27 protein-coding genes and 1 tRNA gene are annotated in these 26555 nt (G+C 52.7%); 7 read left to right on the top strand and 21 right to left on the bottom strand.

What is annotated here, in order from left to right; all coding sequences use genetic code 11:
* The first annotated feature begins 13 nt into the window (after window positions 1-13).
* The 6 genes from yejM to narP all read left to right on the top strand — a co-directional run bounded on the left by yejM (window position 14) and on the right by narP (window position 5138).
* Entirely contained in the window at window positions 14-1774 is a 1761-nt protein-coding gene (yejM, locus tag N7268_RS17410) for an LPS biosynthesis-modulating metalloenzyme YejM (protein ID WP_260863848.1), read from the top strand.
* 75 nt (window positions 1775-1849) lie between these two features.
* Window positions 1850-1926, top strand: a tRNA-Pro gene (locus N7268_RS17405).
* A 597-nt stretch (window positions 1927-2523) separates the two neighbouring features.
* On the top strand, window positions 2524-3039 hold the full coding sequence (locus N7268_RS17400) for a type IV secretion protein Rhs (RefSeq protein WP_260863847.1): 516 nt from the start codon (window positions 2524-2526) through the stop codon (window positions 3037-3039).
* Between the two features lie 38 nt (window positions 3040-3077).
* Window positions 3078-3425 (top strand): putative T6SS immunity periplasmic lipoprotein, encoded by a 348-nt coding sequence (locus tag N7268_RS17395; protein ID WP_260863846.1) that lies wholly within the window; start codon window positions 3078-3080, stop codon window positions 3423-3425.
* A 2-nt stretch (window positions 3426-3427) separates the two neighbouring features.
* A complete protein-coding gene (locus N7268_RS17390; protein ID WP_260863845.1) occupies window positions 3428-3925 on the top strand; it encodes an Hcp family type VI secretion system effector in 498 nt (165 codons plus the stop codon).
* A gap of 565 nt (window positions 3926-4490) precedes the next feature.
* Window positions 4491-5138, top strand: coding sequence for a nitrate/nitrite response regulator protein NarP (gene narP / locus N7268_RS17380; protein ID WP_198903568.1), 648 nt, complete (start codon window positions 4491-4493; stop codon window positions 5136-5138).
* 83 nt (window positions 5139-5221) lie between these two features.
* Here narP and N7268_RS17375 read toward each other — a convergent pair whose 3' ends face one another.
* The 15 genes from N7268_RS17375 to napF form a co-directional block, all read right to left on the bottom strand.
* Entirely contained in the window at window positions 5222-6271 is a 1050-nt protein-coding gene (locus tag N7268_RS17375; RefSeq protein ID WP_260863844.1) for a cytochrome c-type biogenesis protein CcmH, read from the bottom strand.
* Complete coding sequence (gene dsbE / locus N7268_RS17370; protein ID WP_260863843.1) at window positions 6268-6825, bottom strand: thiol:disulfide interchange protein DsbE; 558 nt, start codon at window positions 6823-6825, stop codon at window positions 6268-6270. The genes N7268_RS17375 and dsbE overlap by 4 nt, the downstream gene beginning before the upstream one ends.
* The gene (locus tag N7268_RS17365) at window positions 6822-8777 is read right to left on the bottom strand and encodes a heme lyase CcmF/NrfE family subunit (RefSeq protein ID WP_260863842.1); all 1956 of its coding nucleotides are present in this window, start codon (window positions 8775-8777) and stop codon (window positions 6822-6824) included. The genes dsbE and N7268_RS17365 overlap by 4 nt, the downstream gene beginning before the upstream one ends.
* Window positions 8774-9253 carry a cytochrome c maturation protein CcmE gene (ccmE, locus tag N7268_RS17360; RefSeq protein WP_047409891.1) on the bottom strand — a complete coding sequence of 160 codons (480 nt, stop codon included), beginning with the start codon at window positions 9251-9253 and terminating at the stop codon, window positions 8774-8776. The genes N7268_RS17365 and ccmE overlap by 4 nt, the downstream gene beginning before the upstream one ends.
* Window positions 9250-9459: a heme exporter protein CcmD gene (gene ccmD, locus N7268_RS17355; protein WP_260863841.1), complete on the bottom strand. Its 210-nt coding sequence runs from the start codon at window positions 9457-9459 to the stop codon at window positions 9250-9252. Before ccmD ends, ccmE begins: the two co-directional genes overlap by 4 nt.
* Window positions 9456-10193, bottom strand: coding sequence for a heme ABC transporter permease (locus N7268_RS17350; RefSeq protein WP_260863840.1), 738 nt, complete (start codon window positions 10191-10193; stop codon window positions 9456-9458). The genes ccmD and N7268_RS17350 overlap by 4 nt, the downstream gene beginning before the upstream one ends.
* Window positions 10194-10319: 126 nt before the next feature.
* Window positions 10320-10979, bottom strand: coding sequence for a heme exporter protein CcmB (gene ccmB, locus N7268_RS17345; protein ID WP_045445367.1), 660 nt, complete (start codon window positions 10977-10979; stop codon window positions 10320-10322).
* The gene (ccmA, locus tag N7268_RS17340; RefSeq protein WP_260863839.1) at window positions 10976-11596 is read right to left on the bottom strand and encodes a cytochrome c biogenesis heme-transporting ATPase CcmA; all 621 of its coding nucleotides are present in this window, start codon (window positions 11594-11596) and stop codon (window positions 10976-10978) included. Before ccmA ends, ccmB begins: the two co-directional genes overlap by 4 nt.
* 19 nt (window positions 11597-11615) lie before the next feature.
* Window positions 11616-12218 carry a cytochrome c-type protein NapC gene (gene napC, locus N7268_RS17335; protein ID WP_003027548.1) on the bottom strand — a complete coding sequence of 201 codons (603 nt, stop codon included), beginning with the start codon at window positions 12216-12218 and terminating at the stop codon, window positions 11616-11618.
* 9 nt (window positions 12219-12227) lie between these two features.
* The gene (gene napB, locus N7268_RS17330) at window positions 12228-12677 is read right to left on the bottom strand and encodes a nitrate reductase cytochrome c-type subunit (protein WP_198903562.1); all 450 of its coding nucleotides are present in this window, start codon (window positions 12675-12677) and stop codon (window positions 12228-12230) included.
* Window positions 12674-13537, bottom strand: a complete 864-nt coding sequence (napH, locus tag N7268_RS17325; protein WP_260863838.1) for a quinol dehydrogenase ferredoxin subunit NapH — start codon at window positions 13535-13537, stop codon at window positions 12674-12676. Before napH ends, napB begins: the two co-directional genes overlap by 4 nt.
* Window positions 13524-14219: a ferredoxin-type protein NapG gene (napG, locus tag N7268_RS17320; RefSeq protein WP_260863837.1), complete on the bottom strand. Its 696-nt coding sequence runs from the start codon at window positions 14217-14219 to the stop codon at window positions 13524-13526. The genes napH and napG overlap by 14 nt, the downstream gene beginning before the upstream one ends.
* Before the next feature lie 6 nt (window positions 14220-14225).
* A complete protein-coding gene (napA, locus tag N7268_RS17315; protein WP_260863836.1) occupies window positions 14226-16712 on the bottom strand; it encodes a nitrate reductase catalytic subunit NapA in 2487 nt (828 codons plus the stop codon).
* On the bottom strand, window positions 16709-16972 hold the full coding sequence (gene napD, locus N7268_RS17310) for a chaperone NapD (RefSeq protein ID WP_260863835.1): 264 nt from the start codon (window positions 16970-16972) through the stop codon (window positions 16709-16711). Before napD ends, napA begins: the two co-directional genes overlap by 4 nt.
* On the bottom strand, window positions 16962-17453 hold the full coding sequence (gene napF / locus N7268_RS17305; RefSeq protein WP_198903557.1) for a ferredoxin-type protein NapF: 492 nt from the start codon (window positions 17451-17453) through the stop codon (window positions 16962-16964). The genes napD and napF overlap by 11 nt, the downstream gene beginning before the upstream one ends.
* Before the next feature lie 413 nt (window positions 17454-17866).
* Here napF and eco point away from each other — a divergent pair, with 413 nt between their 5' ends.
* The gene (gene eco, locus N7268_RS17300) at window positions 17867-18364 is read left to right on the top strand and encodes a serine protease inhibitor ecotin (protein WP_260864694.1); all 498 of its coding nucleotides are present in this window, start codon (window positions 17867-17869) and stop codon (window positions 18362-18364) included.
* A 46-nt stretch (window positions 18365-18410) separates the two neighbouring features.
* Here eco and mqo read toward each other — a convergent pair whose 3' ends face one another.
* From mqo to apbE, 6 genes are all read right to left on the bottom strand, one after another.
* Window positions 18411-20072 (bottom strand): malate dehydrogenase (quinone), encoded by a 1662-nt coding sequence (gene mqo, locus N7268_RS17295; protein ID WP_260863834.1) that lies wholly within the window; start codon window positions 20070-20072, stop codon window positions 18411-18413.
* A 256-nt stretch (window positions 20073-20328) separates the two neighbouring features.
* Entirely contained in the window at window positions 20329-21765 is a 1437-nt protein-coding gene (gene mgtE, locus N7268_RS17290; RefSeq protein WP_260863833.1) for a magnesium transporter, read from the bottom strand.
* Window positions 21766-21913: 148 nt separating this feature from the next.
* Complete coding sequence (locus N7268_RS17285) at window positions 21914-23557, bottom strand: multidrug ABC transporter permease/ATP-binding protein (RefSeq protein WP_260863832.1); 1644 nt, start codon at window positions 23555-23557, stop codon at window positions 21914-21916.
* Between the two features lie 75 nt (window positions 23558-23632).
* On the bottom strand, window positions 23633-24283 hold the full coding sequence (gene alkB / locus N7268_RS17280) for a DNA oxidative demethylase AlkB (protein WP_409929203.1): 651 nt from the start codon (window positions 24281-24283) through the stop codon (window positions 23633-23635).
* Window positions 24283-25347: a bifunctional DNA-binding transcriptional regulator/O6-methylguanine-DNA methyltransferase Ada gene (ada, locus tag N7268_RS17275; RefSeq protein WP_260863831.1), complete on the bottom strand. Its 1065-nt coding sequence runs from the start codon at window positions 25345-25347 to the stop codon at window positions 24283-24285. The genes alkB and ada overlap by 1 nt, the downstream gene beginning before the upstream one ends.
* A gap of 79 nt (window positions 25348-25426) precedes the next feature.
* Window positions 25427-26482, bottom strand: coding sequence for an FAD:protein FMN transferase ApbE (gene apbE / locus N7268_RS17270; protein WP_260863830.1), 1056 nt, complete (start codon window positions 26480-26482; stop codon window positions 25427-25429).
* Window positions 26483-26555 lie beyond the last annotated feature (73 nt).

The following is a 26555-nucleotide window of genomic DNA, read 5'->3' as shown; positions in this document are numbered from 1 at the left end:
CGAACAACAGTTTATGGTAACTCATCATCAGCGCTACCGTGAGAAAGTCTCCCAGATGGTTAGCTGGGGGCACTGGTTTGCCCTGTTCAACATGCTGTTGGCCATGGTGCTCGGCAGCCGTTACCTGTTTGTCGCAGACTGGCCGACAACGCTTGCAGGTCGTGTTTACTCGTATCTGAGCGTTGTCGGGCATTTTAGCTTCCTGGTGTTTGCCACCTACCTGCTGATCCTGTTTCCTCTGACGTTTATCGTCATGTCCCAGAGGCTGATGCGATTTTTATCAGCCATACTGGCGACGGTAGGCATGACGCTGCTGTTGATCGACAGCGAAGTCTTTACTCGCTTCCACCTGCATCTCAATCCCATCGTCTGGGAAGTGGTCATTAACCCTGACCAGAATGAAACCGCGCGTGACTGGCAGCTGATGTTTATCAGCGTGCCGATCATTCTGTTGATTGAAATGTTGTTTGCGACATGGAGCTGGCAAAAACTGCGCAGCCTGACGCGTCGTCGCCATTTCGCGAAGCCCCTGGCCGCATTCTTTTTCGTTTCATTTATCACCTCGCACGTGGTGTATATCTGGGCGGATGCTAATTTCTATCGCCCCATTACCATGCAGCGCGCAAACCTGCCGCTGTCTTATCCGATGACCGCTCGTCGGTTTCTGGAAAAACATGGCCTGCTGGACGCGCAAGAGTATCAGCGCCGCCTGGTGGAGCAAGGTAACCCGGAAGCGGTCTCAGTGCAGTATCCGCTCAGCGACCTGCGCTATCGGGACATGGGCACTGGTCAGAATGTCCTGCTGATCACCGTAGACGGTCTGAACTACTCGCGTTATGAAAAACAGATGCCTGCAATGGCTGAATTCGCCGGACAGAACATTTCTTTCACGCGCCACATGAGTTCAGGGAACACCACCGATAACGGTATTTTTGGTCTGTTCTATGGCGTATCACCGAGCTATATGGACGGTATTCTGGCGACCAGAACCCCTGCTGCGCTGATCTCAGCGCTGAACCAGCAAGGCTATCAGCTGGGGTTATTCTCCTCTGATGGCTTTACCAGCCCGCTTTATCGGCAAGCGCTGTTGTCAGACTTCTCCATGCCGAGCGTACAAACGCAATCGGATGAACAAACGGCGAACCAGTGGATTAGCTGGCTGGGCCGCTATGCGCAGGAAGATAACCGCTGGTTCTCGTGGGTTTCGTTTAACGGTACGAACATTGACGACAGCAACCAGAAAGGGTTTGCTAAACGGTACGCCAGCGCCGCTCAGGATGTGGATGCAAACATCAACCGGATCCTCAGCGCCCTGCGTGAGTCAGGCAAGCTGGACAATACGGTGGTCATCATTACTGCGGGTCGCGGTATTCCACTGTCGCCAGAAGAAAATAACTTCGCCTGGTCACGCGGACACCTCCAGGTTCCTCTGATCATTCACTGGCCGGGGACACCTGCACAGCGAATCAATAGTCTGACCGATCATACCGACCTGATGACCACGCTCATGCAGCGCCTGCTCCACGTCAGCACACCTGCGAACGAGTACTCGCAGGGTCAGGATCTGTTTAATGCCGCGCGCCGCCATTATTGGGTTACGGCCGCCGACAACAGCACAATGGCGATTACCACGCCAGAAATGACGCTGGTGCTGAACAATAACGGTAATTACCAGACCTATGATTTGCACGGTGAGAAGATAAACGACCAGAAACCACAGCTGAGCCTGCTGTTGCAAGTGTTGACGGATGAGAAGCGATTTATTGCTAACTGATTAATTATAAATCAGTTAGCAAGGCATCCTCTTGCATTCGCGCCGGAAAGCAGTAGTATTAGCAGCCATAAGCGTCGGCACGTAGCGCAGCCTGGTAGCGCACCGTCATGGGGTGTCGGGGGTCGGAGGTTCAAATCCTCTCGTGCCGACCAAAAATCCCAAAAAAACCAACCCTCAGCGGTTGGTTTTTTTATGTCTGTTTTCCGTGCGGGGAAGCTATGGGGAATTACTGGGGAATAACCCCCGTCATTTCACCGCATAATTTCAACATTACATCACCAGACAATCATCGAATTCAGCCGCCCTGGTACCAACGTCTCTGGGCAACTCTTCCTGGTGTCCGTTCTCCGGATTGATCCAATGAGGACTCGGTTGGTTTCGATATCTTCGATTACATTGAACTGCTCTACAACTGGGCCTGACGCTACAGTCATCCTTGTGGTGTCAGGCCGTCTACGGCTGGATAGTCAAAGGTGAGTTGGTGAGCGGGAACATCGATAACAACACTTCAGAGCAAAAGCCAGGAGGCTTTGTCGCCCCAACAGCATGGCACGACGACAGCAAGCAGGTAAATATTTAACCTGATCAGGTTGCACTACGTGCCAATACTGTAGTAAAGGTTCACTTCGTTCTGGTTTTATTTAAATTCTTTTTATTTTAAGAATTTTTCCAGGATATTTCTTTCCCCTCTCCATCTTTAATAATATACGATTAATGACTAATACTGACAAGAATCAGAGGGATACTGAATGCCAGTTGATGATCTAATAACTCCCACATCAGGTACGCCAATACATCCCGGAGGGATCAGGCAGCTAACATTAGGTGAGATAGCGCTTGCTAGAATGCTATTCGGTAGCAGCCTCATCTATAGCCGCATTTGGGTACACCGTGAAAGCTATCTACCCTTCAACATGCAGCCCATTGATGTTGCAATGACACCAAACGGTGAACTCTGGTTCAGAGAAGGAACCTATTCACCTGATTTCTCTTTGGACATATTAGAAAAGAAACACCGATTCATGCATGAGATGGTTCACGCATGGCAGGCACAGAAGGGAATGTTTGTTAGAACAAGAGGTTTATTCTCTCGTTTCGCTGATTATACCTACAGTCTCGATAAAGCTGATTTCCTTCACTATGGGTTAGAGCAGCAAGCATCAATAGCAAGTGATTATTGGCTTTTGATGAATTATGGCCTGTATGGTCACAGTGATTTGCACGTATACCGTGATTACAATCCTAATGAATCTGTTCATTCTTGAATATCCAAATATAGATCAGTAATGAAGGGATTCCCCGGATGAAAAAGATTTTATTAATTCTCCCGTTAATCCTTACCATTACTGGCTGCCCCGGTGGTAAACCTGCACCACATGCACGATATACATACATCAATGATGAAAGGCTTTGTTTTAGTGTAGACAAAAATGATGTATTGAATTATTACCGAATTGAATTAAATCAGGACAAAGGGTACAAGGTTGTAAAAAGTGATGAAGGATTAAATCTTTCATACCCCAATGATTGTATCAATGTGAAATGGGAATATGGTTATAGCTATGCCGTGTCATATGGTCTGAATGGTAGGAATTACATACATCGCTTCTTTATTGATAACAATGGACAACTGACAAACACGGAGTATTAAAAATGTCATTACCAGCTTATTTATTTCTGTATGATGAAAATGGGATGCAAATTGCAGGTGATTGTATAGCGCCTGGTAGAGAAGGCGCTATAGAAATCATGAATAGTAGCTATGGTGTAAAACAAGGTGTAGATAGCCACACAGGAAACATGACAGGGACAAGGCAACATGATCCTATTATATTACATAAACAATTAGACAAAGTAAGTCCTTACCTTGCTATTGCTGTATGTGAATCCAAACGATTACAGAAAGCAGTAATAAAATACTATGAAATTGTTGAGACTGGAATTGAAGCCGAAATTTATAATATAGAGCTAGAAAGCGTTGTTATTTCCTCTGTATATTTCACCCATGTCTACTATCCGGGGAGTTCTTCACCTAATATGCATGAAGTCATAGGACTAAGGTTCCGTGGCATCACATGGAATTACGTAAGAGGGAATATTAAATACGATGATGCATGGATGAAAGCAGCAAAGAAAGAAGAACAGAAATAATAAATGAACATTGCGTCTGGTGCAGTCCGCTTAAGGGGCAGATCAAGGGTGTAAAAAACCTGGGTATAGATTCGTACAATTACTTGATTTGATATGTTCGATCCAACAGCAAAAGCAGGATAACTTATAGACGAAAAGCAGTTGCAGGGTTTGCCTACCGAACTGGCTAAAAATTTCAAAATATCTAAATATTTCAGCCAGTTCGATCGCCTGTTGAAAAAGTTCGTGTTGAAACGTCACTGAACAGATCAAACTTCGGCCACCCAGGCATTCGCCGGAATGTGGGGCAGCAGGTGTCTACAAGGTAATTTACGCTGACTGATGTACAGGATCGCGCGTCACGACGACCTTCAAAAGCTTAGCGGTCAAGCATTAACCCTCTGCGGTTGGTTTTTTTATGTCTGCTTTTCACCATTTCCTGTTATTTACTCCCCTTTCTGCATAGGTTTTGCTACTTACCCATGCACAAATTAGGGTAAAATTTATTCTCTCATCAGCTCGCTGAATCTGGACGATTCGCGCGCTGAAAACAATAATGATACTAATAAATACCCAGGAGAATAACATGCCTGAAGCAATGCCTTTTCAGGTGCTTATTGTCGACGATCATCCTCTGATGCGGCGAGGAATTAGTCAATTATTGCAACTGGACCCCGCGTTTGAAGTGGTTGCCGAAGCGGGCGATGGCGCGAGTGCGATCGATTTGGCGAATCGTCTTGATCTGGATGTGATCCTGTTAGATCTCAACATGAAAGGCATGAGTGGGCTTGATACGCTGAATGCGTTACGTCGCGATGGCGTCACCGCGCAAATCATCATCCTTACGGTTTCTGATTCTGCCAGCGATGTTTATGCACTGATTGATGCCGGGGCTGATGGATATCTGCTCAAAGACAGCGATCCGGAAGTGCTGCTTGAGGCTATCAGGAAGGGAGCCAATGGCGGTAAGGTATTCAGCGAACGCGTCAGTGAGTATTTGCGTGAACGTGAACTGTTTGGCGAGCAAGAAGATCCATTCAGCATACTGACCGAACGCGAACTGGATGTTTTACACGAGCTGGCTCAAGGGTTATCAAACAAACAGATTGCATCGGTGTTGAACATCTCTGAGCAAACGGTGAAGGTGCATATTCGCAACCTGCTGCGCAAACTTAACGTGCGCTCTCGAGTGGCTGCGACCATCCTGTTTTTGCAAACGCGCGGTATGCAGTAAACAACATGTTGGCCGGATAAAACTCCCCGGCCAGCATTCCCCTTCTGCGCCCAATGCGCACAGCGCCATCGGGCGATCAGGTCTTATTTTTCCTGCGGCGTGAGTTGCTCCAGCGCCTGTTTTATACTGCGTTCTATCACTGCCCGACGTGTGTCGTTGGCTGGTAACAGTTTCAGCATCATCTCCCAGGCGGCCACCGCTTCGCCAAAGCGCTGCTGTTCAAATGCATTAAACGCATACATGCTCAACACACGTACGTTAGCATGTTCGCTTCTGACCAGTTGGCGTAGCAACTCCCCTCCCCGACGGTTATCTTCCGGATCGGAGGAGCGGGTCAGCGCTTCCGCATAACCCAGCGCGGCATCGCTATTTTTCGGATCAAGACGGTAAGCATTTGCATACGCTTCGGTCGCCGTACTGGCATTTCCCAGTACCATGCCGATACGCCCAAGCATGATCCAACCTTCAATATTCCCGGCATCCGATTGCAGACGTGTGCGTAGCCCCAACGCCAGCCGTGTCATCTCTTCCTCATTCAACGGTTCAGCTTTCGGATCCAGTGCACGTTCTAATAATGCAGGCGTTTGTGCAGTGGCCTGCTGCCAGATTTTGACCTGTTTATAATTACCGGTTTGGTAATAGCTCACCGCGCCAACAGCCAGTGCGATCACTATTCCCGGTATAAACAGCAACAACCCGCCCCGCTTTCCATCGGGAAGAATATCGTCAGGAAATTCCTCCTGCTTCACTCGTACGCGCCGGCGAGAGCGGGCAAAAATAATCCAGCCTCCCAAACCAATCGCCACGACAGGCATTACCCACAGCAGCACGGTAAGCGGCGTCAACGGCGGATCGTATGTGACGAAGTTGCCGTAACGCGCCACCATGTAATCGACGATCTCTTTCTGACTTTTTCCTTCCTGCATCAGTTCGTAAACTTTCTGACGCAGGTCGGTGGCAATCATCGAGTTAGAGTCGGCAATGCTGTTGTTCTGGCATTTCGGGCAGCGCAACTGCTCAGTCAGCTGGCGGAATTGCTGTTCCTGCGCTTCATCCTTAAACTGCATCACATCAATGGTCGCAAGCGTTGAGCCAGAGACAACCAGCATCAGCATGCCCAGTAGAAATCTCATTGCGCAGCCTCCTTACTGTACTTATCCCACAACGGTTTGATTTCGCTCTCCCACACGCGGGCGTTTAAATCGCCCGCATGGCGGTAGCGAATAATACCTTTACCGTCGATCAGGAAAGTCTCCGGCGCGCCGTAAACACCCAAATCCAGGCCGAGCATACCGTCACCGTCAAACAAACTCAGCGCGTAAGGATTGCCCAGCTCTTTCAGCCAGACAATGGCCTTCTGACGATCGTCTTTATAGTTCAGACCCACGACCCGAACGCCCTGCGCGGAGAGCTGATTCAGATACTGGTGTTCAGCGCGACAGGTAGGGCACCAGGTTGCCCAGACGTTTAGCAACACCGGTTTGCCCTGAGTCAGCACATCAGCCTGATAATGCTGGCCCGGGTTTTCCAGTGACTCCAGACGGAATGTGGGCACAGGTTTACCGATCAGAGCGGATTCCAGATTCGTGGGATCGTCACCCTGGGCATTACGCGCCAACTGCCACAAAAGCGCTGCCGCAATAACGAGAAAAATAATAAACGGAATTAAGAGTGCGTTGCGCTTCATACCGCCTCCGGAGCGTCTTTTTGCGCAGCCGTGCGAGGACGCACGCGCTGGCGATAGCGTGGATCAAACAGGCAGAACAATCCGCCCAGCGCCATCAGCAATCCTCCGGCCCAAATCCAGCGAATAAACGGTTTGTAGTACAGACGCACAGCCCATGCGCCGTTATCCAGTTCTTCACCCAAGGCGGCGTACAGGTCACGCGTCAGCCCGCCGTCAATCGCCGCTTCGGTCATCATCGAACTGGTGCTGTTATAAAAGCGTTTTTCCGCATGCAGGATCGCTTCCGGTTTACCCTCACGCGTAACGCCGATAATAGCGACGCCGCCACGGTAGTTAGGTCCGGTAATATCTTTCACTTCGCGGAAGGTGAACTGGTAGTTATGGATACTGACGCTATCGCCCGCCTTCATACGCACATCGCGTTCAACGCTATAGTTCTGACTAAAGGCAATACCGACAATCGTGATAGCCAGCCCCACGTGACCTGACACCATCCCCCAGTAACTCGGCGTCAACCGGGTGCCGCGAGAAATTCGCAGGCACGCTTCAGAGATGGCAAGCACAAAGATCCAGCATGCCATTGCCATACCGACGACCGTCATGGCCACGATGCGATCTTCAAAGAGCCACGGCAGCAGCAGAGAGAGCACAAGCGTCGTGACAAACGCGATAATCAGCAACGTTTTCAGTTTACGTGGTCTGTCACGCCCCCAGCGCACCAGCGGTCCAATCCCCAGCAGCAACGCAAACGGCACCATCAGCCATGTAAACATGGTATTAAAGAACGGTTCGCCAATCGAAATACTGCCCAGACCCAGTTGCTTGTGCACCAGCGGCAGCAGCGTGCCCAACAGCACCACCAGCATGGCGGCAATCAGCAGAACGTTGTTTCCCAGAAGCAGAGACTCTCGCGACCAGAGTGCGTTATTCACCCGCGAGCGAACTTTATGCCCTCGCACGGCAAAGAGCAGTAGCGAACCGCCGATGACCACCACCATAAAAGCAAGAATGAACATCCCGCGCGAGGGATCGGAGGCAAACGCATGCACCGATACCAGTACGCCTGAACGCACGAGGAATGTCCCCAACAGGCACAGAGAGAATGCGCAAATCGAGAGCAACAGCGTCCAGGCCTTAAAGCTGGCACGTTGTTCGGTTACCGACAAAGAGTGCATCAGCGCAGTCCCCACCAGCCACGGCATGAACGAGGCGTTTTCGACCGGGTCCCAGAACCACCAGCCGCCCCAGCCAAGTTCGTAGTACGCCCAGGCGGAACCAAGCACAATGCCCAGCGTCAGAAATACCCACGCCGCCAGCGTCCACGGACGGGAAAAACGGGCAAAAGTGCTGTCCAGACGCCCGCTCATCAGCGCGGCAATCGCGAACGCAAACGCCACGGAGAAGCCGACATAGCCCATATACAGCAACGGTGGATGGAAAATAAGTCCAGGGTCCTGCAACAGTGGATTCAGGTCGCGCCCTTCAATGGGAAAGTCAGGCAACGTGCGAGAAAACGGGTTCGAGGTAAACAGGATAAACAGCAGGAAACCCACGCTGACCATGCCCATTACCGCCAGGACTCGGGCGACGATATCCAGAGGCATCCGCTGACTGAACAGCGCCACGGCGAACGTCCAGCCGCTCATCAACAGCACCCACAGCAACAGTGAGCCTTCATGTGCGCCCCACGTTGCCGCCACGCGATACCACACCGGGAGTTGGGTATTGGAGTTACTGGCGACATAGGTCACCGTAAAATCATTGACCACGAAGGCGTTAATCAAGACCAGAAACGCGCCCATCACGCAGATAAACAACGCCCAGGCAAAAGGTCGCGCAGAGGCCATCATTCTGACATCGCCACGCGCTACACCCCACAGCGGATAGACTGAAAGCAGTAATGCAATGCCAAGCGCAAGACACAACAGGCCATTGCCAATTTCAGGCATCATGACGTTTTATCCTTATAAACGCTTTCCGGGCGACGATGGTTTTCCTGCATCGCCTTTTCAACTTCCGGCGGGGTGTAATTCTCATCATGTTTAGCCAGAACCTCTTTTGCCTGTACATGATTGCCTTTATCCAGTTCCCCCTGAACGACCACGCCCTGCCCTTCACGGAACAGGTCCGGCAAAATACCTTCATACGTGACATCCACCACGCCCTCGGCGTCATAGATGCTGAAATTCACCTTCAGCGATTGCGGATCGCGCTTGACGCTTCCCGGCATCACCATGCCGCCAACGCGAAGACGCTGGCCGACTTCAGGCATCTGCTGGGTCTCTCGCTTACCATAGAGAATTTCGCCCGGTGTGTAGAACAGGTCGATGTTTGAACGCAGCGCATAGAGCACCAGCGTGATGGTCAATGCCAGACCAGCCAGTACCGCACAGGCTATCCATAACCGATTTTTACGCCGAATATTCACGCTGCCTCCCGTTGTTGTGCCGCACGCATGCGCGTTTCTCGCGCCCGCTGCTGCGCCACGCCACGTAAAATCGCGCGATGCTGTAACGCTGAATGCAGCACCAGGACAATCAGCGGGATCACGCTCAGCACCACCGCCAGCCACACATACAAGGCGTAACCGCCCATCGAGAAAAAATCACTCCAGGATGCAAATGCAGGGGTCATTGGCGGCCTCTTTTTAAGATCAGTTCACTCACCCATGGGCGGCGTTTTTCCATCAACAAAATCAGATTACGCATACGCATCAGCGTCAGCGTGATAAACAGGAGCAAGTAGCCGACGATCGCCAGGCGAAGCGGTGTGCGCATCGCCGGATCAATACTTTGCTGCATACGGGTTGATCCCTGGTGCAGGGTATTCCACCACTCTACCGAGTAGTGAATAATCGGTAAGTTCACCACGCCAATCAGCACCAGAATACCGGCAGCACGGCCCGCCACGCGGCGGTCATCAAACGCGTGCCACAGCGCAATGGCGCCGACATAGAGAAACAACAGCACCAGTTCAGAAGTGAGTCGGGCATCCCATACCCACCAGGTTCCCCACATTGGTTTACCCCATGCAGAACCGGTCACCAGCGCGATAAAAGTAAACACAGCGCCGACTGGCGCCATCGCAGCCAATGCCAGGTTAGCCATTTTCATCTGCCAGACCAGACCGATAAACGCGGCAACCGCCATGGATGCATAAATCCCCATCGACCAGATGGCCGCAGGAACATGCAGGTAGATAATGCGATAACTCTGTCCCTGCTGATAATCCGAAGGCGCAAAACCAAACCCCCAGATCCAGCCTGCGGCCAGTATCACTGCGCTGGCAATCGCCAGCCACGGGATAAACCAGCCACAGATCTGATAGAGCCGTGGGGGCATCGCCAGTTGATGAAGTATTTTCCACATAGTTCAGTCACCAGACTCAAGCAAAACAAATGAAACTTCCGTTATGCCGGATGGCGGTTTCGCCTTATCCGGCCGATACACTGCCTGCTCCTGCAGACTGATAGCGTCACGCCATCAGACAACAGGTTATTGCACACTGATCCGTAACGCGGCAGCCGTCGCAAAAGGACTTAGCGTCGCGCTTCCAACCAGCAGTGCACCAAGAATCGCCATATACCCTTCAACGGGTAAGTGCATGGAGGCCGCGTCCATTGCCGCGGTCGCAAAAATCAGTAGTGGAATCGTGAGCGGCAGCACCAGTACGCTTAGCAGCACACCGCCGCGCTTTAAGCCCACCGTTAGCCCAACCCCTGGCGCACCGAGAAACCCCAGCGTCGGGGTACCGAGCAGCAGCGTCAGCGCCATAATCTGCCAGCCGTACATATCCATTCCCAGCAGCAATGCCACCAGCGGCGAAAGGATCAACAACGGCAGGCCTGTCACCACCCAGTGCGCCATCACCTTCGCCAGCACCACTGCCGGCAGCGGCAATGGCAGCAGCATTAACTGCTCCAGGCTACCGTCCTGCAGGTCGTCACGAAATAACCGCTCCAGCGCCAGTAACGATGCCAGCAGCGCCGCGACCCAAATAATGCCCGGCGCAATGCGTGCCAGTAGCTGTGGCTCCGGGCCAATACTCAGCGGAAATAAAGTAATCACAATCAGGAAGAACCATAGCGGGTTGGCGATCTCCGCACTATGACGGAACGCAACCCGAAGCTCTAAACGGAAAATTCGCCACATCATTGCGCAGCCCTCTCACGGGTCAGCGCAATGCGCCGCACTTTATTGGTTTCTACGTTTAAAGGCTGGTGAGTGGTGAGGATGACAATACCGCCCTGCTCCGTATGCTGTGCCATACGCTGAGTCAGTCGATCAACGCCATTCACATCAATTGCCGTGAACGGTTCGTCGAGGATCCACAGCCGGGCGCGCGTCAGCCAGAGGCGAGCCAGCGCCACACGGCGTTGTTGACCGGCAGAAAGCTGATTTACCGGGATATCTTCATATCCGGCAAGCCCCGCCTGCTCGAGCGCTGAAAGACACTGTGTGGTATCACCATCGTGATGAAAAAAACGCAGATTCTCCAACGCCGAAAGCCGGGTTTTAATCCCCGGCTGATGTCCGATCCACAGTAATTCCTGATGGTAGCTGTCACGCACCTGATGCAGCGGTTGCCCTTGCCAGCAAACCTCTCCGGCGTCTGGACGAGCCAGCCCGGTAAGCAACCGCAGCAGAGTGGTTTTCCCTGCGCCGTTACTCCCGGTAATTTGCACCCATTCACCTGCGTTTACGCGAAATGACAGCTCACTGAACAGTATTCTGTCATCCCGCTCACAGAGCAGTTCTCTGGCCTCAAGCATCCTGAATATTTACATCCTGTTAAAAGCCCGGTTTGACTTCACGCATATCAGGCAGTTTGTGTGCTATCCCTTTATGACAGTCAATACATGTTTGCCCATCTTTCACGGCCTGATCATGCATTTTGGCCGCAACGCCTTTCTGGGCGGTTAAATCCATAAACTCGAAATTATGGCAGTTTCGACACTCTTGCGAATTATTGTCTTTCATACGCCGCCATTCATTTTGCGCCATCGTCAAACGGTGGTCTTCAAATTTCTGCGGTGTATCTATTAACCCCAGTGCTTTCGCGTACAGCTCTTTGCTGGCCTTGATTTTACGAATCATTTTCGGGCCCCACTCGTGCGGGACGTGGCAATCAGGGCAAGTCGCACGTACACCACTACGGTTGTTGTAGTGTACGGTTTCCATGTATTCCTGGTATACCGTGTTGCGCATTTCGTGACAGCTAATGCAGAACTCTTCAGTATTGGCCTTTTCCATACCGGTATTAAAGCCGCCCCAGAAAATAATGCCGCCCACAAAGCCGATTAACAACAGCGTGCCGAGCGCCAGACGACTGGGGCGACGCCACCATTGCCAGACGCGCTTAATCCAGCCTGGTTTACGGTTAGAATTTTCCATAATGACCTCTTATTTCCCGTAACCTTTCGAGGGGGTGAAGGTATTTTCGACAATCGGTGCCGCATCAGCCTGCGGAACATGGCACTGCAGGCAGAAATAACGACGCGGAGCGACCTCGGCCAGTACTTTGCCGTCGCTGTCCATAAAGTGCGTCGGGCTAATGCGCGGCGCGCCAGTGGTGCGATAGCTTTCCACACCGTGGCATTGCAGGCAGCGGTTGGTGTTGGTCGTCACCTGGTAACCGTCAACGCTGTGCGGAATCATCGGTGGCTGATTCACATAGTTCAACGGCATACGCTCTTGCTCTTTCGGCATGCGAATCGCCCCTTCCTGCGTCCCCGAGACTTCCGGCGACTGGCTCAGATCCACTCCGTTTGCAGCCCAAACTGCCCCACTCACTACCAGGGCCAGCGCGGCCGTCCATTGACTCAGCGCTTTAATCAGGTCATGGCTTTTCATGATTTCGCTCCCGAACTCCATCGTGTTGTTATTGTAAAAACATCCTCAGAACAGACATCCACACAGCGACCGCAGGCCGTGCAATCGCGACTGGTTACCTGCACCGGGCTTTGCTCATCCAGCACCGGCGCACGTAGCACATGCGGTTCCGGGCAAACATGAAAACAATCCATACAGCGGTTACATCTCTCGCGGCCTTTCGCCGAAACGGTTAATGCCCCTTTACTTCCCACGACGCTATACAGCGCGCCCAATGGGCAAAGGTGCCCGCACCAGCCATGCTCAACGACCAGTAAATCAAACAAAAACAGGGCAATAATCAGCAGCGCCCCACTACCGAACCCCATGACCAGGCTACGTCCCAGCAGAGACACCGGGTTTATCCACTCCCACAACAACGTGCCTGTCAGAGCAGAACCGACCAGGATGACGATCAGCAGGACGTACCGTATATGCCGGGGAAGGGTTGCGGACTGATTCAGGTCAAACCGTCTGCGCAACCCGCTGGCTAAATCAGTCACCGGATTCATTGGGCAGACCCAACTGCAAAATACGCGTTTGCCGGCAAGGGCATACAACACCGTAATGATGATCGCCCCGGTTAACGCGACCGTTGCGGGCAGATGCCCACTGGCCAGACTTTGCAGCGTAATCAACGGATCGGTTAAGGGAACGGTATCCAGCAACAGACTACTGCTGTAGTTGCCGTGCAGGATCCACACGCCAAACCAGGGACCGCTGAGAAACATCGCCAACACCAGAAACTGGCTCAGACGACGTAACACCAACCAACGGTGACTCCGCCACCAGCCTTTTTTCGCCCGTGCTTCGCGCCCGGTATCACGTTTACGATTTGCCATTGTTCCCCTCCAGCCAGCCGAAGCGGTAATGGTGTCCCAACTCCCCTTTTGCCAGTGACAACGGCAGCACTTTTATGGCCGGTTGCTCCAGCACACACACCTTTTCGCATTTGCCACATCCGGTACAGGCATCGCTATGCACGGTAGGCAGAAACCGCGCATGTTTGCCGGTACGCATGTTGCGATCCAGTTCCAGGGTGATGGCTTCATCGATTTTCGGGCACTCGCGATAGCAGACGTCGCAGCGCAGTCCCTGGTAATTGAGGCAGTTCTCGTGATCCAGCAGCACCGCCAGCCCCATGCGTGAATCATCAATGGATTCGATATCCCGATCCAACGCCCCGCTTGGGCACACTTTGGCGCACGGAATGTCTTCACACATTTCGCAGGGAATGTCGCGAGCGATAAAATACGGCGTCCCCGCCGCCAGCCCGGAGGCCAGCGTCGCCAGCTTCAGCGTGTCATAAGGACATGCCTGCACGCACTGCCCGCAGCGTACGCAGGCGCTGGCGAAAGCACTCTCATTCACGGCCCCGGGCGGGCGCAGCCGTACACCGGTTGCGCGTGCCGTTTGTTGTTGCAACCCCAGCGCCACGCCAACGGCGGCCAGCCCGCCCGCTGCGCGAACCATATCGCGCAGAAAGCGGCGGCGGCCATTTTGGAGTTTAGCTGACCGGGACATAACGCGTTACACCTTCGCCAGTTTCACAGCGCACTTCTTGAAATCCGTTTCTTTAGAAAGCGGATCTGTCGCATCCAGCGTCAGGTTGTTCACCAGCTGAGCGGCATCGAAGAACGGCATGTACACCAGACCCTGCGGTGGGCGGTTACGACCGCGTGTTTCCACAATCGAAATCACCTCACCACGACGGGAAACCACTTTGACCTTATCGCCACGACGCAGATCGCGCGCTTTCGCATCCAGAGGATGAATAAACAGCACGGCTTCCGGGAAGGCACGGTGCAGTTCTGGCACGCGGCGCGTCATACTGCCGGTATGCCAGTGTTCCAGCACACGCCCGGTAGAGAGCCACAGGTCATACTCTTTATCCGGTGCTTCCGCTGCCGGCTCAAATGGCAGCGCGAAAATCACCGCTTTGCCGTCTGGTTTACCGTAGAACTTGTAGCTTTCGCCGGCCTTCACGTACGGGTCATGACCTTCGCTGTAGCGCCATTGGGTCTCTTTACCTTCAACCACCGGCCAGCGTAAACCGCGCGCCTTATGGTAATCGTCGAAGGGGGCAAGATCGTGCCCATGACCGCGACCAAACCAGGCGTACTCTTCGAACAACCCTTTTTGCAGGTAGAAGCCCAGTTCGCGGGACTCATCGTTCAGTTGATCTTCTGCCAGTTCGCTCACCGGGAATTTCGTCACCGCCGGTGTGGCGAACAGGACGTCATACAGTGTTTTACCGCGTAACTCCGGCTTCTGTGCCAGCAGCGCTTCAGGCCAGACCTCTTCGGTTTTGAAACGACGGGCAAACTGCACCATCTGCCAGAGATCCGATTTCGCTTCACCCGGCGCTTTAATCTGCTGACGCCAGAACTGAGTACGGCGCTCGGCGTTGCCGTAAGCCCCTTCTTTCTCGACCCACATCGCCGTCGGTAGGATCAGATCGGCTGCCAGCGCGCTGACCGTCGGGTAAGGATCGGAAACGATGATAAAGTTACGCGGATCGCGCCAGCCCGGCATACGCTCTTCGTTGATGTTCGGTCCGGCCTGCATGTTGTTGTTACACATCACCCAGTAGACATTGAGCTTGCCGTCTTTCAGGGCGCGGTCTTGTGCTACCGCGTGCAGACCCACTTTCGCCGGAATCGTCCCCGCAGGAATATTCCAGTGCTTTTCACAGATATCGCGGTGTTTTTCGTTTGTCACCACCATGTCCGCAGGCAGACGGTGTGAGAACGTCCCGACTTCACGTGCGGTACCGCAGGCGGAAGGCTGGCCGGTCAGTGAGAACGGGCCGCAACCCGGCTGGGAAATTTTGCCGGTCAACAGATGCAGGTTGTAGACCAGGTTGTTGGCCCATACACCACGGGTATGCTGGTTAAAGCCCATCGTCCAGTAGGAGATGACTTTCTTCTTCGGATCAGCATACAGCTGCGCCAGTTGTTCCAACTGATCTTTCGGAACACCGGTCATCTCTGCAGTTTTATCCAGCGTATATTCGGCAACAAACGCCTTGTACTCTTCGAAACTGATCGGTTCGGATGCATCGGAACCCGGATTTTTCGCGGCTTTCTCAAGCGGGTGCGTTGGGCGTAAGCCGTAGCCGATATCCGTCGCCCCTTTGCGCAAGTTGACGTGTTTGCTGAAGAACTCCTGGTTTACCGCATTGTTTTGAATGATGTAATTGGCGATATAGTTGAGGATCACCAGGTCGCTCTGCGGCGTAAAGACGATACCGTTATCGGCCAGTTCAAAACTACGATGCTGGAAGGTCGAGAGCACAGCGACGTTAACATTCGGATCGGACAGACGACGGTTAGTGATGCGCGACCACAGGATCGGGTGCATCTCCGCCATGTTCGAGCCCCAAAGAACGAACGCATCCGCTTGCTCGATATCGTCATAGCAGCCCATCGGCTCATCCATACCAAAGGTACGCATGAAGCCCACTACCGCCGATGCCATGCAGTGACGTGCGTTCGGGTCAATGTTGTTTGAGCGGAAACCCGCTTTGAACAGCTTCGCTGCCGCGTAGCCTTCCCAGATAGTCCACTGACCGGAACCAAACATGCCAATCGCTTCTGGTCCTTTTTCTTTCAGCGACGTTTTGAATTTCTCTTCCATCACATCGAAGGCTTGATCCCAGGTGATTGGCGTGAACTCACCTTCTTTATGATATTTGCCGTCTTTCATGCGCAGCATCGGCTGCGTTAAACGGTCTTTTCCGTACATGATCTTCGGCAGGAAGTAACCTTTGATGCAGTTAAGACCACGGTTAACCGGCGCATCTGGATCGCCCTGACATGCCACAACACGCCCTTGCTGCGTCCCGACCAATACGCCACAGCCCGTGCCGCAAAATCTGCACGGGGCTTTGTCCCATTTGATCGCTTCTTGCTGACCGACGACCGCGCGGGCAACGCCCGGCACGCTTAACCCGGCAGCCGCCGCAGCGGCCGCAACGGCGTTAGCTTTCATAAAGCTACGACGACTGAGTTTCATGGTGTTTCCTCACCTTGCTCATCCTGCTGGTGATAAACCAGCGACACCGCCAGTACGCCCGCAACGTTGCGTACTGACTCAATTGTTTTCATTAGCATTTCACTTTGTTCAGCTTCTACCACGACGATCAGTTGGCCGCTTTCCACATCGCTAAGCGCAACTTCGCAACCTGGAAACGAACGTAACTGTTTGGCGATATCATTGATGTGCTGACTTTTGGCCTGAACGACCAGGCTACAGACCTGCCAGTTAGTGTCCATGGTTGTACTCCGCATTGATGGCTGATACCGGACAAATAGCGACACATGCGCCGCATCCGTTACATGCCTGATTGTCGAGCTGTGGCTGATAAATACCGGACAGTGTGGGGCGAAAAGTAATGGCCATGGGTTCACAACTATCCTGACAGCGATGACATTCAACAGACTGATGCGCGAGACAGCTTTCACCGATCGTAAAATTCAGATCCCATGCCCTGGTGTGGCGCGGAAGAAAGAGTGATTCGGAACAGGCTTGTGCGCAGGCGTAACAAAAGCTGCATTCGCCGTGTTTGAAATTTACGCTCGGATAGCCCCCCTGACCTCGCTGCAGGATGTCGGTTTCACACGCCTGGATGCAGGCGTCACAACGGAGGCAATGGGTAAAAAAGTGAGATGCTTCCCTGCTCCATGGCGGACGGATCCCATTGCTGGCGTTACGCCAACTGCCTGTCAACATGCCTCGACGGGATAAATCAACCATGACATTGTCCTTCCAGAATGACGCTCTCCCTGCGCGGGTTGAACGACAATAAAAACCGCACTATTTATAAGTAGTTATTTTTAACAGTAAGATATTTCAGGATGTGTTAGAGGTGCATACCCCAATCGGGGTAAATGCTGTTGCCGGATCAAAAGAGTGTGGAGTTGGCGGGAAAAAACGCGATTTTACTCACATTTCAATGAGTTATATACATAGTTATATAACGACAAACCAAAACAGAGAATAATCTTATTATTGAGATTATTCTTAGAATATATCACTAGCAAATAAGCACACATTCAACCGATACACTTAAAATATAGGTAAATTTAGATTTATAGATATTCTGAATATGCTAACCTACCATCAACACGTTCAGAAGAAAGATGAAAGGAAACACTGTGAACAATAAGATGAAGACAATTGTCCCTGCCGTCCTGTTAGCCACCTTCGCCAGCACCACAACATGGGCTGCAACCCATGATGCCAACACTCAGCCGCTGGAAAAAGTCGCGCCTTATCCGAAAGCAGAAAAAGGAATGAAGCGCCAGGTTATCCAGCTGGCTCCTGAGAAAGATGAATCTACTCTCAAAGTAGAACTGTTGATTGGACAAACGCTGGAAGTGGACTGCAACAGACATCGCCTTGGCGGGGAACTGGACAGCAAAACGCTGGAAGGTTGGGGTTATGACTACTACGTATTCGACAAAGTTACCTCTCCGGTTTCAACCATGATGGCCTGCCCGGACGGCAAGAAAGAGAAGAAATTCATCACCGCGTATCTGGGTGAAGACGGTATGCTGCGCTACAACAGCAAGCTGCCGATCGTGGTATACACCCCGGAAAACGTGGAAGTGAAATACCGTATCTGGAAAGCAGACGAGAACGTCCAGAACGCCGTAGTCCGTTAATCAATAATGCCTGATGGTGCATTCACATCACCACCAGGCATTTTGCTTACAGCGCGATATCGGCGACCGCTTTCTGTTCAGGCTGTGGTTGTGCCTGCGGTTTCAACTGCGGTAAAGGCGCGACATCGGCAACCTGCGGCTTGTCGTATTTCAGACCCAGAACCTCGCTGGTATATTGCAGCTCTTGTTCCGTAGCCTGGACATTACCGTTAAGTTTTGTGCCATAAGACGGAATAATCGTTTTCAGCTTCGCCTGCCATTCCGGGCTGGCCACTTTATCTTTAAACACTTTTTCCATCAGATGCAGCATGATCGGTGCCGCGGTGGATGCACCCGGCGATGCGCCCAACAATGCAGCAATCGTACCCTCTTTATCGCTCACCACTTCGGTGCCCAGACGCAGAACGCCGCCCTTCTCCGCATCACTTTTGATGATCTGTACGCGTTGACCCGCTTGCCACAAACGCCAGTCTTCTTTTTTCGCCTGCGGGTAGTATTCCTGCAGCGCGGCAAAACGGTCGTCGTCGCTGAGCATCACCTGACTAACCAGATATTTCACCAGATCGAAATTATCCAGCCCAACGTTCACCATCGGCATGAAGTTGGAAGTCGTGGTCGAGCTGAGCAGATCCCACAGTGAACCGTTTTTCAGGAACTTGGTGGAGAACGTCGCGAATGGCCCAAACAGCACCACGCGTTTGCCATCCAGAATACGGGTATCGATGTGCGGTACGGACATCGGCGGTGCGCCTACTGACGCCTGACCGTACACTTTGGCCAGGTGGCGATTCACCACATCCGGGTTTTCCGCAACCAGGAACTGTCCGCCAACCGGGAATCCGGCGTAGCCTTTCGCTTCCGGGATATCGGTCTCCTGCAACAGTTTCAGCGCAGCACCGCCGGCGCCGATAAAGACGAACTTCGCCTTGATATCGTGTTCCGCTTCATTGTTTTTCAGATCGGCAACCGTAACGGTCCAGCTGTTATCCGCGTTACGCTTAAAACCACGCACTTCAGTGCTCAGCTGCAGCGCAAAATTGGGCTTTTTCTGCAACGATGCAATTAGTTGGCGCGTAATTTCGCCGTAGTTCACATCAGTACCAATCTCAGTACGTGTGGCTGCGACTTTTTGTTTCGGATCGCGCCCTTCCATTACCAGCGGTGCCCACTCTTTGATCTGTGCGTGATCTTCAGAGTACCGCATGCCACGGAACAACGAGCTCTGCTGCAATGCCGCATAGCGGGCACGCAGGAAATTCACGTTCTCATCACCCCAGACAAAGCTCATATGAGGAACGGTAGTGATAAATGAACGCGGGTCATGCATCACGCCATTGTTGACCTGATACGCCCAAAACTGGCGAGAAATCTGGAACGCTTCGTTAATTTCGACGGCCTTTTCGATGCTAACGGTGCCATCTGCTTTTTTAGGCGTGTAGTTCAGTTCCATAAGGGCTGAGTGCCCTGTACCGGCATTGTTCCAGCCGTTCGAACTCTCCTGGGCAACGCCATCCAACCGCTCAACCATGGTCATAGACCACTGCGGTTCCAGCTCCTGAAGATAGGTTCCCAGCGTGGCACTCATGATGCCCCCGCCAATCAACAGTACATCCGTTTCCTGCTCTTCAGTCGCTTTCGCTTTTGCCGCCATAGAGACAACATTCAGCCCTAATGCCATGGTGAAGAGCATGGCAGTCACTTTTTTCATAATGTTAATGCCTTACTTTTAATATCGCTTTTTCGCTTTATTGCAGGTGAAAATCGAGCGGCACCAACGGTAACACTTAAGTAACAATAATTAAATATTGTTTATAAATTATATTTTAATTTTAAAACTGTTATTGATAAGTTGATTTTTTATGGTTTTTTTGAGAGACGTCGCTGTAAACCCATTCGTCAGGCGCAGAGACACCACGTTGTGCGTTACCGCACAACGCCTGTGGTGTGTGCGGTAACCTGAGGGTTTAAAGAAGAAAAATGGTGGCCAGACCGAGGAAAATAAAGAATCCACCGGTGTCGGTGATGGCGGTGATCATCACGCTGGAACCCACTGCCGGGTCGCGTCCGAGCTTCACCATCGTCATCGGGATGATCACCCCCATCAATGCCGCCATCAGCAGATTGAGCATCATCGCCAGGGTCATCACACCACCGAGTGCCATATCGTCGTACAGCCACCAGGTGATTCCGCCCATGATCCCGCCCCAGACAAGGCCATTGATCAGCGCCACGCCCATTTCACGCAGGATCAGGAAGGTCAGGTTTCCGGGTTGAATATTTTGCAGCGCGAGCGCGCGGACAATCATGGTAATGGTTTGATTGCCGGTGTTCCCGCCGATTCCCGCCACAATGGGCATTAACGACGCCAGCGCCACCAGTTGCGAGATCGTGTGTTCAAAACCGTCAATCACGCGCGAAGCGATAAATGCCGTACATAAATTTATCGCCAGCCATGCCCAGCGAGTTTTTACTGCTTTGGTGACCGGGGCGAACACATCCTCTTCGGCGCTTAGCCCCCCCATCCGACGTAGATCGGTATCGGTCTCTTCATAGACGACATCGACAATCTCATCGATGGTCAATCGCCCCATCAGCTTGCCTGACGGGTCTACGACCGCCGCACTGACCAGGTTATCACGTTCAAACGTTCGCGCAGCGTGTTCGGCAATGTCTTCAGGCGCAAAGGTGAGCGGATCGTCTTCCATCACCTCGCTGACTTTTCGCTGCACGTCGTTGAGTAAAATGCAGGTCAACGTGAGCTCGCCAACGAGCACTTTATCGCGGTCGGTCACGAACAGTTTATCGGTGTTCTCCGGCATTTTTCCCAGCCGGCGCAGATAGCGTTGCACCACCTCCAGCGTCACGTCAGGACGCACGGTGATGACTTCGAACTCCATGATCGCCCCGACGCGATTCTTCTCGTAGTGCAACACCTGGCGAACACGTGCCCGTTCTTCTGCCGGTAACGTCGCCAGCAACCGGCCCGTGAGGTTACGCGGTAAATGTTGAACAAGGTAAATCTGTTCATCGATATCAAGGTATTGCAGCGCGTCGAGCAACTCCCGGTCGGACATTTCGTCGATCAGGTCATCCCAGACGTTTTCGGACGCTTCAAGCAGCACGTAGCCACGTTTATCGCTTTGGATCAGTCGCCATAGGGCATGACGCTCTTCGGACGGCAATGCTTCAAGGGTATCCGCCAGATCGGGCGGCGGCAGATGAGCCACCAGCGCCCCTACCTCAGCAATATCGTCGGCTAATGTACCGACGTCATATTGCTCAGCCAGGGTAAGCTTGCCCAACAGCGTGGAAATAATCGCTTTGTCAGTGGTCAGTAGCCAGATAAGACGCGCACGTTCTTCGTCACGCAGCCTGGCGCTGTTTTTGTTTATTACGGACATTAATCATAAATCCATGATATGAAATATGATCAATCATGATGCTGAATTATGTAAATAACAATAAACGGTGTTGCCGGGTGGATAAAAAAACGGCGATTCACTCGTCAGTCAAATGCCCGAAAAGCAGAGCGCTATCGGGCATACCGTGTTACGCGGTGCGGGCTACGGCATCACGCGAAGCAGCGTCGCGCTCATCACCCAGGAGTTCAGTCAACTGACCGTTACGCATTTCAAGCAGACGATCCGCATGAATAAAATAGTGATCGTCGTGGCTAATCGCAAAAACGGTTTTGCCCATATCCTGCATTAATGGCAACAGCACCTGGTAGAATTCACGACGGAAATGCGGATCCTGATCGGCCGCCCATTCATCCAACAGAATAATGTCGCGCTCCTCCGCTACGGCCAGCAGCAGTGCCACGCGCTTTTTCTGCCCTTTTGACAACTTCAGGTTGAGGATACGCCCGTCGTTAAGCTCCAGTTTGTGTGCCATCTTCAGATGTTCCAGCCACTTCGCCACCAGCGCCGGGTTAGCCTCTTTTCCTTCCGGTCCCAGTAGCTTGTCAAACAACCAGACATCGGTAAACACGGCGGAAAACAGCTTACGGTAATCCTCCGGCTTTTCGACAGAAACCGCTTTTCCGTCGAGTAAGATCTCGCCCGACTGCGGCTGATACAGGCCGGTCAGCAGCATCGCCAGCGTGGATTTCCCGCTACCGTTGCCGCCAATCAGGAAGATCAACTCTCCACGATGAATGGTCAGATTCACCGGTCCTACGGAGAACGGATTGTCCTGGTAATGGAAAACGACATTACGCAGCTCCAGGGTTTTCCAGTTTGGGAACGCGGCGGCTCGCGGAAATTCAGCCTTAAAGGGCGCCAGCGCGAATTTATTCAGTTTGTTGAACGCGACCTGCGCAGTCAGTAGCGTTGGCAGCGCGCCGACGGCAGACAGCAACGGTGTGCGCAGGAACAGCAGCGTCAGCGAATAGGTCGCCGCCACGTTGGTATCTGCCCAGCCCAGGCTATTCGCCATCCAGAAAACCAGGCCTATTGCGCCCAGCATCATAATGTTCGACCAGTTAACCGCGCTCAGGTGGAAGGTATCAGCACGGATAATGTGGTGGCGGTACTCTTTGGCATCCGGGACGTACAGCTGGTTGAAGATATGCTCAGCACGTTCACGGTTGAGCGTCAGTTCTTTCCGCCCTTCCAGTACAGTCTGGTAATCGTTGTACAGTTTGTCTTCTGTCTCACGCAGGGTCGCCATGTGTTTATACACCCGCGCTACCAGCACAAATCCGCCCCAGATGATGATTGCCATCCAGATTGCCGTCACTAACAGCATTTTGGTCGAGAGCATTGCCAGATACGCCGCCGAACCGACGGTCAAAATGATCCCCTGCACCAGCTCCGGTAGACGGACAAATGCGATGGTAATGTTGCGGATATCACTGGTTAAACCGGCCAGTAACGAGGCGCTACCGAGCTGTTCGATACGCTCGACGTGGGTATCCAGAATACGTTTAATGAATTCGCTACGCAGACGGTAGACAAAGTGATGTCCCAGCGTGGTCAGCGCCAGTTGTGAGCCGAGGGTAACGACCATCAGCAAAAGCAGCAGGCCGAGAAATTCCGGCAAAACCATGAGCGTGGTATCGACCGTTTCAATCAGGCGCTGGTTGATAAATGCAATCAGCCCAATCCCCAGCGCCGCGCTGGCAAGGCTGAGGGCCATGACGCTGATAAATGGCCAGCGATACTGCCGCCAGACAAGAAGTAAAAGTTCCATGCAAACAACCCGGACAAATGATAACAGCCCGCAGTTTAAACATCTCTTCGCCGACAGCAATAATAATTCTTATTTTTATTCTTTTTTACCTGCCTGACGAAATGTCAGATTGTAACGGCAGTCGGCCGTCAGAGGATGATAGCCTGTCTTAAGCGGCTGGATACCATGGTAGAACAGTCGTGATTCCCCACCCCAGACCACCACATCACCGTGTTCCAGCAGCAGGCGCTTTAACGGATCGTTACGCCGCAAACCACCAAACTGAAAGATGGCCGGCAGGCCCAACGAAACCGATACGATAGGCGCACGCAGGTCGGGCTCGTCCTTATCCTGATGCAATGACAGCTTTGCCCCGGGCGAATAGCGATTAATCAAACAGGCATCGGGTTGAAAATCCGGGTAGCCCGCAGCAATGGCGGCCTGATGGCACAGGTCGGCAAAAGCATTCGGTAACGGCGGCCAGTGTGCGCCGGTCAACGGATCGAACGGTGAATAAAGATAGCCCTGCTGATCCGTTGTCCAGCCCAGATGACCACAGTTGGTCATCGCCACCGACATGGTATAACCACCAGGCGTAACCATCTGACGAAACGGCGACTGGCTGGCAACGGCGGCGATCGCCTGTATTAAAGAAGGGGCAGCCTCAAAGGCAAAACGTCGCAGGATCACTGCACCCGATGCCAGCGGTTCCTGCCAGGGTTTCTCATCCGCAAAGAGATCGAGCATTATGTTTCCTCGTCGGCTGTTTCACGTTGCAGCAGTTGCGCCTTGCGGGCAATCCCCCAGCGGTAACCTGAAAGCGCACCATCACCGCGGATCACCCGATGACACGGGATCACGATAGCCAGTTTGTTCGCCGCACAGGCACTGGCCACCGCACGCACGGCCTTCGGTTTGCCAATGGCATTAGCCAGTTGCTGATAGCTCACCGTTTCGCCACAAGGGATCGTCCGTAACGCCTGCCACACCTGTTGCTGAAATGCCGTGCCCTGGATATCCAACGGCAGTGACAGCGGTGTATTTCGCGAATTAATCACCGCAATCACTTCACTCACATGCTGACTGAAATCCGCATCCGCAGGGGCGTCCTGCGCCGTGGGAAACAACGCGTGCAGTTCCGATATCAACGTTGCATCATCATTGCCGAGTAAAATCGCGCAAATACCACGTTCACTTTCCGCGACCAGGCAACGACCCAGTATGCAATCTGCCAGGGTATAACGAACCGATAACCTGTCGCCGCCTTTACGAAATTGCTTTGCCGTCATGCCCAATGCGGCATCGGCCTTGCGGTAGTAACTGCTGCTGTCAGGAAACCCGGCGTTAAGAACCGCCTGAGTTACCGGCTCTCCTTTCGCCAGGGCATCGCGCAGACGGCGGGCACGCCAGGACTGCTGCCAGGCCTTCGGGGTCATGCCCGTCGTGGCTTTGAACAGGCGATGTAAATGAAACGGACTCATCGCCACCTGCTGTGCCAGATCGTCCAGCGTAAGGGGGATCTCCTGCTCTAACAATTTGCAGGCACGGGTAATTTTATCCAGCCGCTGTTGTTGCGCACTCGCTTTATCCGGCTGGCAGCGCTTACAAGGCCGGTATCCGGCTGCCAGTGCCTGCTCGGCATCCGCAAAGAAACTGACGTTTTTACGCAGCGCATGTTTTGCCCGGCAGGATGGCCGACAAAAAATACCGGTGGTGTGAACGGCAAAAACAAACTGACCGTCAGCCTCTGTATTGCGATCCAATACAGATTGCCAGCGGTCATCATCCGTCAGATGTGAAACGTTTTTCATTTTGGACTCCTTTGTTAAGCATAGCGCTTAGGTTCAGTGTGTCCGCATTGCAGGATGCAAAAACCCGCAATCTTGCTTTTTAATTTTTATCGCTGATGAGAAAGCTTTTAAACTGCGGCGACATCCAGGTTTTGAATTCCTCGCCCTCTTTGACAATCATATACACCGCCAGCCCTTCACGGCGTACGACCTCTTTGGCTTTATCTGTTCCAAGTACCATTAGCCCGGTGTCCCACCCGTCTGCCTCCAACGCCGTCGGCGCAATCACCGTCACGGACACCAGATTGTGCTCAATCGGTCGACCGGTTTTAGGATCGATAACATGGGACAGTCGTTTGCCATCGAGTTCGTAATAGTTGCGGTAACTGCCGGAAGTACTGATGCCGTGCCCGTTAATATCGACTATCGCCTGCACCGCGTTTTCACGATCGGTGGGTTTCTGGATCGCGACACGCCACGGATGCCCTTCACCATTCATTCCCCGGCTGTTCAGTGCGCCTCCCACGGACACCAGATAGCGCGCAATCCCTTCTTGCTCCATCAGCCTGGCCAGATGGTCGGCAGCATAGCCTTCTCCCACGGTCGAGAGATCCACATACAGTTCCGGTAAATCTTTTTGCAGGTAATTCTGATGGGCCTCATTAACCACCTTCAGATGCTGCAGCCCGGTTTTTGCCTTGGCGGCGTCAATTTGTTCCTGGGTGGGAATATGCAATGGCTGGTGATCAGGGCCAAAGCCCCACAGATTGACCAACGGTCCTACGGTGATATCCATCGCGCCATCGGTTTTTGAGCCAATGCGTAGCGCCGACGTGATGATATCAGCCATTGCATCATTAACAGGCCACGGCGACAGGCTGCCCGACAGGTTAAAGCGCATCAGCGCAGAGTCGTTTTTATAGGTGGAAAGGAGTTGGTCATCAGCATCAAGTTGCGTCTGGATCTTCGACTGCAATTCCCCGGCGCGTTTGGCATCGATATCGGCAACGCTGACTCGCCAGAAGGTGCCCATGGTCTTCCCTTCCAGTACCGTGACTGCTGGTGCGGTTGTCTGAGCGGGTTTCGGGGCATTATCACATCCCACAAAAAAGATCGTTACAGCCAGCAGGGCTGCACGACAAAAAATCATATCCATACGTGATTATCCTCATGCGAACGGACGCAAGAGTACACCAAAAAGTCTTGTTTGTACGTCAGAAAAACGGCAT

Source organism: Citrobacter sp. Marseille-Q6884, assembly GCF_945906775.1.
In the GTDB taxonomy this organism is placed as follows: domain Bacteria; phylum Pseudomonadota; class Gammaproteobacteria; order Enterobacterales; family Enterobacteriaceae; genus Citrobacter.
The sequence above is the reverse complement of the archived record's forward strand: the minus strand, read 5'-3'. Positions and strand labels throughout refer to the sequence as shown.

What these genes read in the sequence shown, in the direction of transcription:
- mgtE (WP_260863833.1), bottom strand. Translation starts at nt 21,765, where the DNA reads ATGTCCGTAATAAACAAAAACAGCGCCAGGCTGCGTGACGAAGAACGT.
- napH (WP_260863838.1), bottom strand. Translation starts at nt 13,537, where the DNA reads ATGGCAAATCGTAAACGTGATACCGGGCGCGAAGCACGGGCGAAAAAA.
- mqo (WP_260863834.1), bottom strand. Translation starts at nt 20,072, where the DNA reads ATGAAAAAAGTGACTGCCATGCTCTTCACCATGGCATTAGGGCTGAAT.
- N7268_RS17350 (WP_260863840.1), bottom strand. Translation starts at nt 10,193, where the DNA reads ATGTGGAAAATACTTCATCAACTGGCGATGCCCCCACGGCTCTATCAG.
- napD (WP_260863835.1), bottom strand. Translation starts at nt 16,972, where the DNA reads ATGGACACTAACTGGCAGGTCTGTAGCCTGGTCGTTCAGGCCAAAAGT.
- ada (WP_260863831.1), bottom strand. Translation starts at nt 25,347, where the DNA reads ATGAAAAACGTTTCACATCTGACGGATGATGACCGCTGGCAATCTGTA.
- napA (WP_260863836.1), bottom strand. Translation starts at nt 16,712, where the DNA reads ATGAAACTCAGTCGTCGTAGCTTTATGAAAGCTAACGCCGTTGCGGCC.
- ccmB (WP_045445367.1), bottom strand. Translation starts at nt 10,979, where the DNA reads ATGATGTGGCGAATTTTCCGTTTAGAGCTTCGGGTTGCGTTCCGTCAT.
- napF (WP_198903557.1), bottom strand. Translation starts at nt 17,453, where the DNA reads ATGGTTGATTTATCCCGTCGAGGCATGTTGACAGGCAGTTGGCGTAAC.
- ccmD (WP_260863841.1), bottom strand. Translation starts at nt 9,459, where the DNA reads ATGACCCCTGCATTTGCATCCTGGAGTGATTTTTTCTCGATGGGCGGT.
- napB (WP_198903562.1), bottom strand. Translation starts at nt 12,677, where the DNA reads ATGAAAAGCCATGACCTGATTAAAGCGCTGAGTCAATGGACGGCCGCG.
- napG (WP_260863837.1), bottom strand. Translation starts at nt 14,219, where the DNA reads ATGTCCCGGTCAGCTAAACTCCAAAATGGCCGCCGCCGCTTTCTGCGC.
- dsbE (WP_260863843.1), bottom strand. Translation starts at nt 6,825, where the DNA reads ATGAAGCGCAACGCACTCTTAATTCCGTTTATTATTTTTCTCGTTATT.
- N7268_RS17375 (WP_260863844.1), bottom strand. Translation starts at nt 6,271, where the DNA reads ATGAGATTTCTACTGGGCATGCTGATGCTGGTTGTCTCTGGCTCAACG.
- narP (WP_198903568.1), top strand. Translation starts at nt 4,491, where the DNA reads ATGCCTGAAGCAATGCCTTTTCAGGTGCTTATTGTCGACGATCATCCT.
- alkB (WP_409929203.1), bottom strand. Translation starts at nt 24,283, where the DNA reads ATGCTCGATCTCTTTGCGGATGAGAAACCCTGGCAGGAACCGCTGGCA.
- eco (WP_260864694.1), top strand. Translation starts at nt 17,867, where the DNA reads ATGAAGACAATTGTCCCTGCCGTCCTGTTAGCCACCTTCGCCAGCACC.
- N7268_RS17285 (WP_260863832.1), bottom strand. Translation starts at nt 23,557, where the DNA reads ATGGAACTTTTACTTCTTGTCTGGCGGCAGTATCGCTGGCCATTTATC.
- ccmA (WP_260863839.1), bottom strand. Translation starts at nt 11,596, where the DNA reads ATGCTTGAGGCCAGAGAACTGCTCTGTGAGCGGGATGACAGAATACTG.
- N7268_RS17395 (WP_260863846.1), top strand. Translation starts at nt 3,078, where the DNA reads ATGAAAAAGATTTTATTAATTCTCCCGTTAATCCTTACCATTACTGGC.
- napC (WP_003027548.1), bottom strand. Translation starts at nt 12,218, where the DNA reads ATGGAAAATTCTAACCGTAAACCAGGCTGGATTAAGCGCGTCTGGCAA.
- N7268_RS17365 (WP_260863842.1), bottom strand. Translation starts at nt 8,777, where the DNA reads ATGATGCCTGAAATTGGCAATGGCCTGTTGTGTCTTGCGCTTGGCATT.
- N7268_RS17400 (WP_260863847.1), top strand. Translation starts at nt 2,524, where the DNA reads ATGCCAGTTGATGATCTAATAACTCCCACATCAGGTACGCCAATACAT.
- apbE (WP_260863830.1), bottom strand. Translation starts at nt 26,482, where the DNA reads ATGGATATGATTTTTTGTCGTGCAGCCCTGCTGGCTGTAACGATCTTT.
- N7268_RS17390 (WP_260863845.1), top strand. Translation starts at nt 3,428, where the DNA reads ATGTCATTACCAGCTTATTTATTTCTGTATGATGAAAATGGGATGCAA.
- yejM (WP_260863848.1), top strand. Translation starts at nt 14, where the DNA reads ATGGTAACTCATCATCAGCGCTACCGTGAGAAAGTCTCCCAGATGGTT.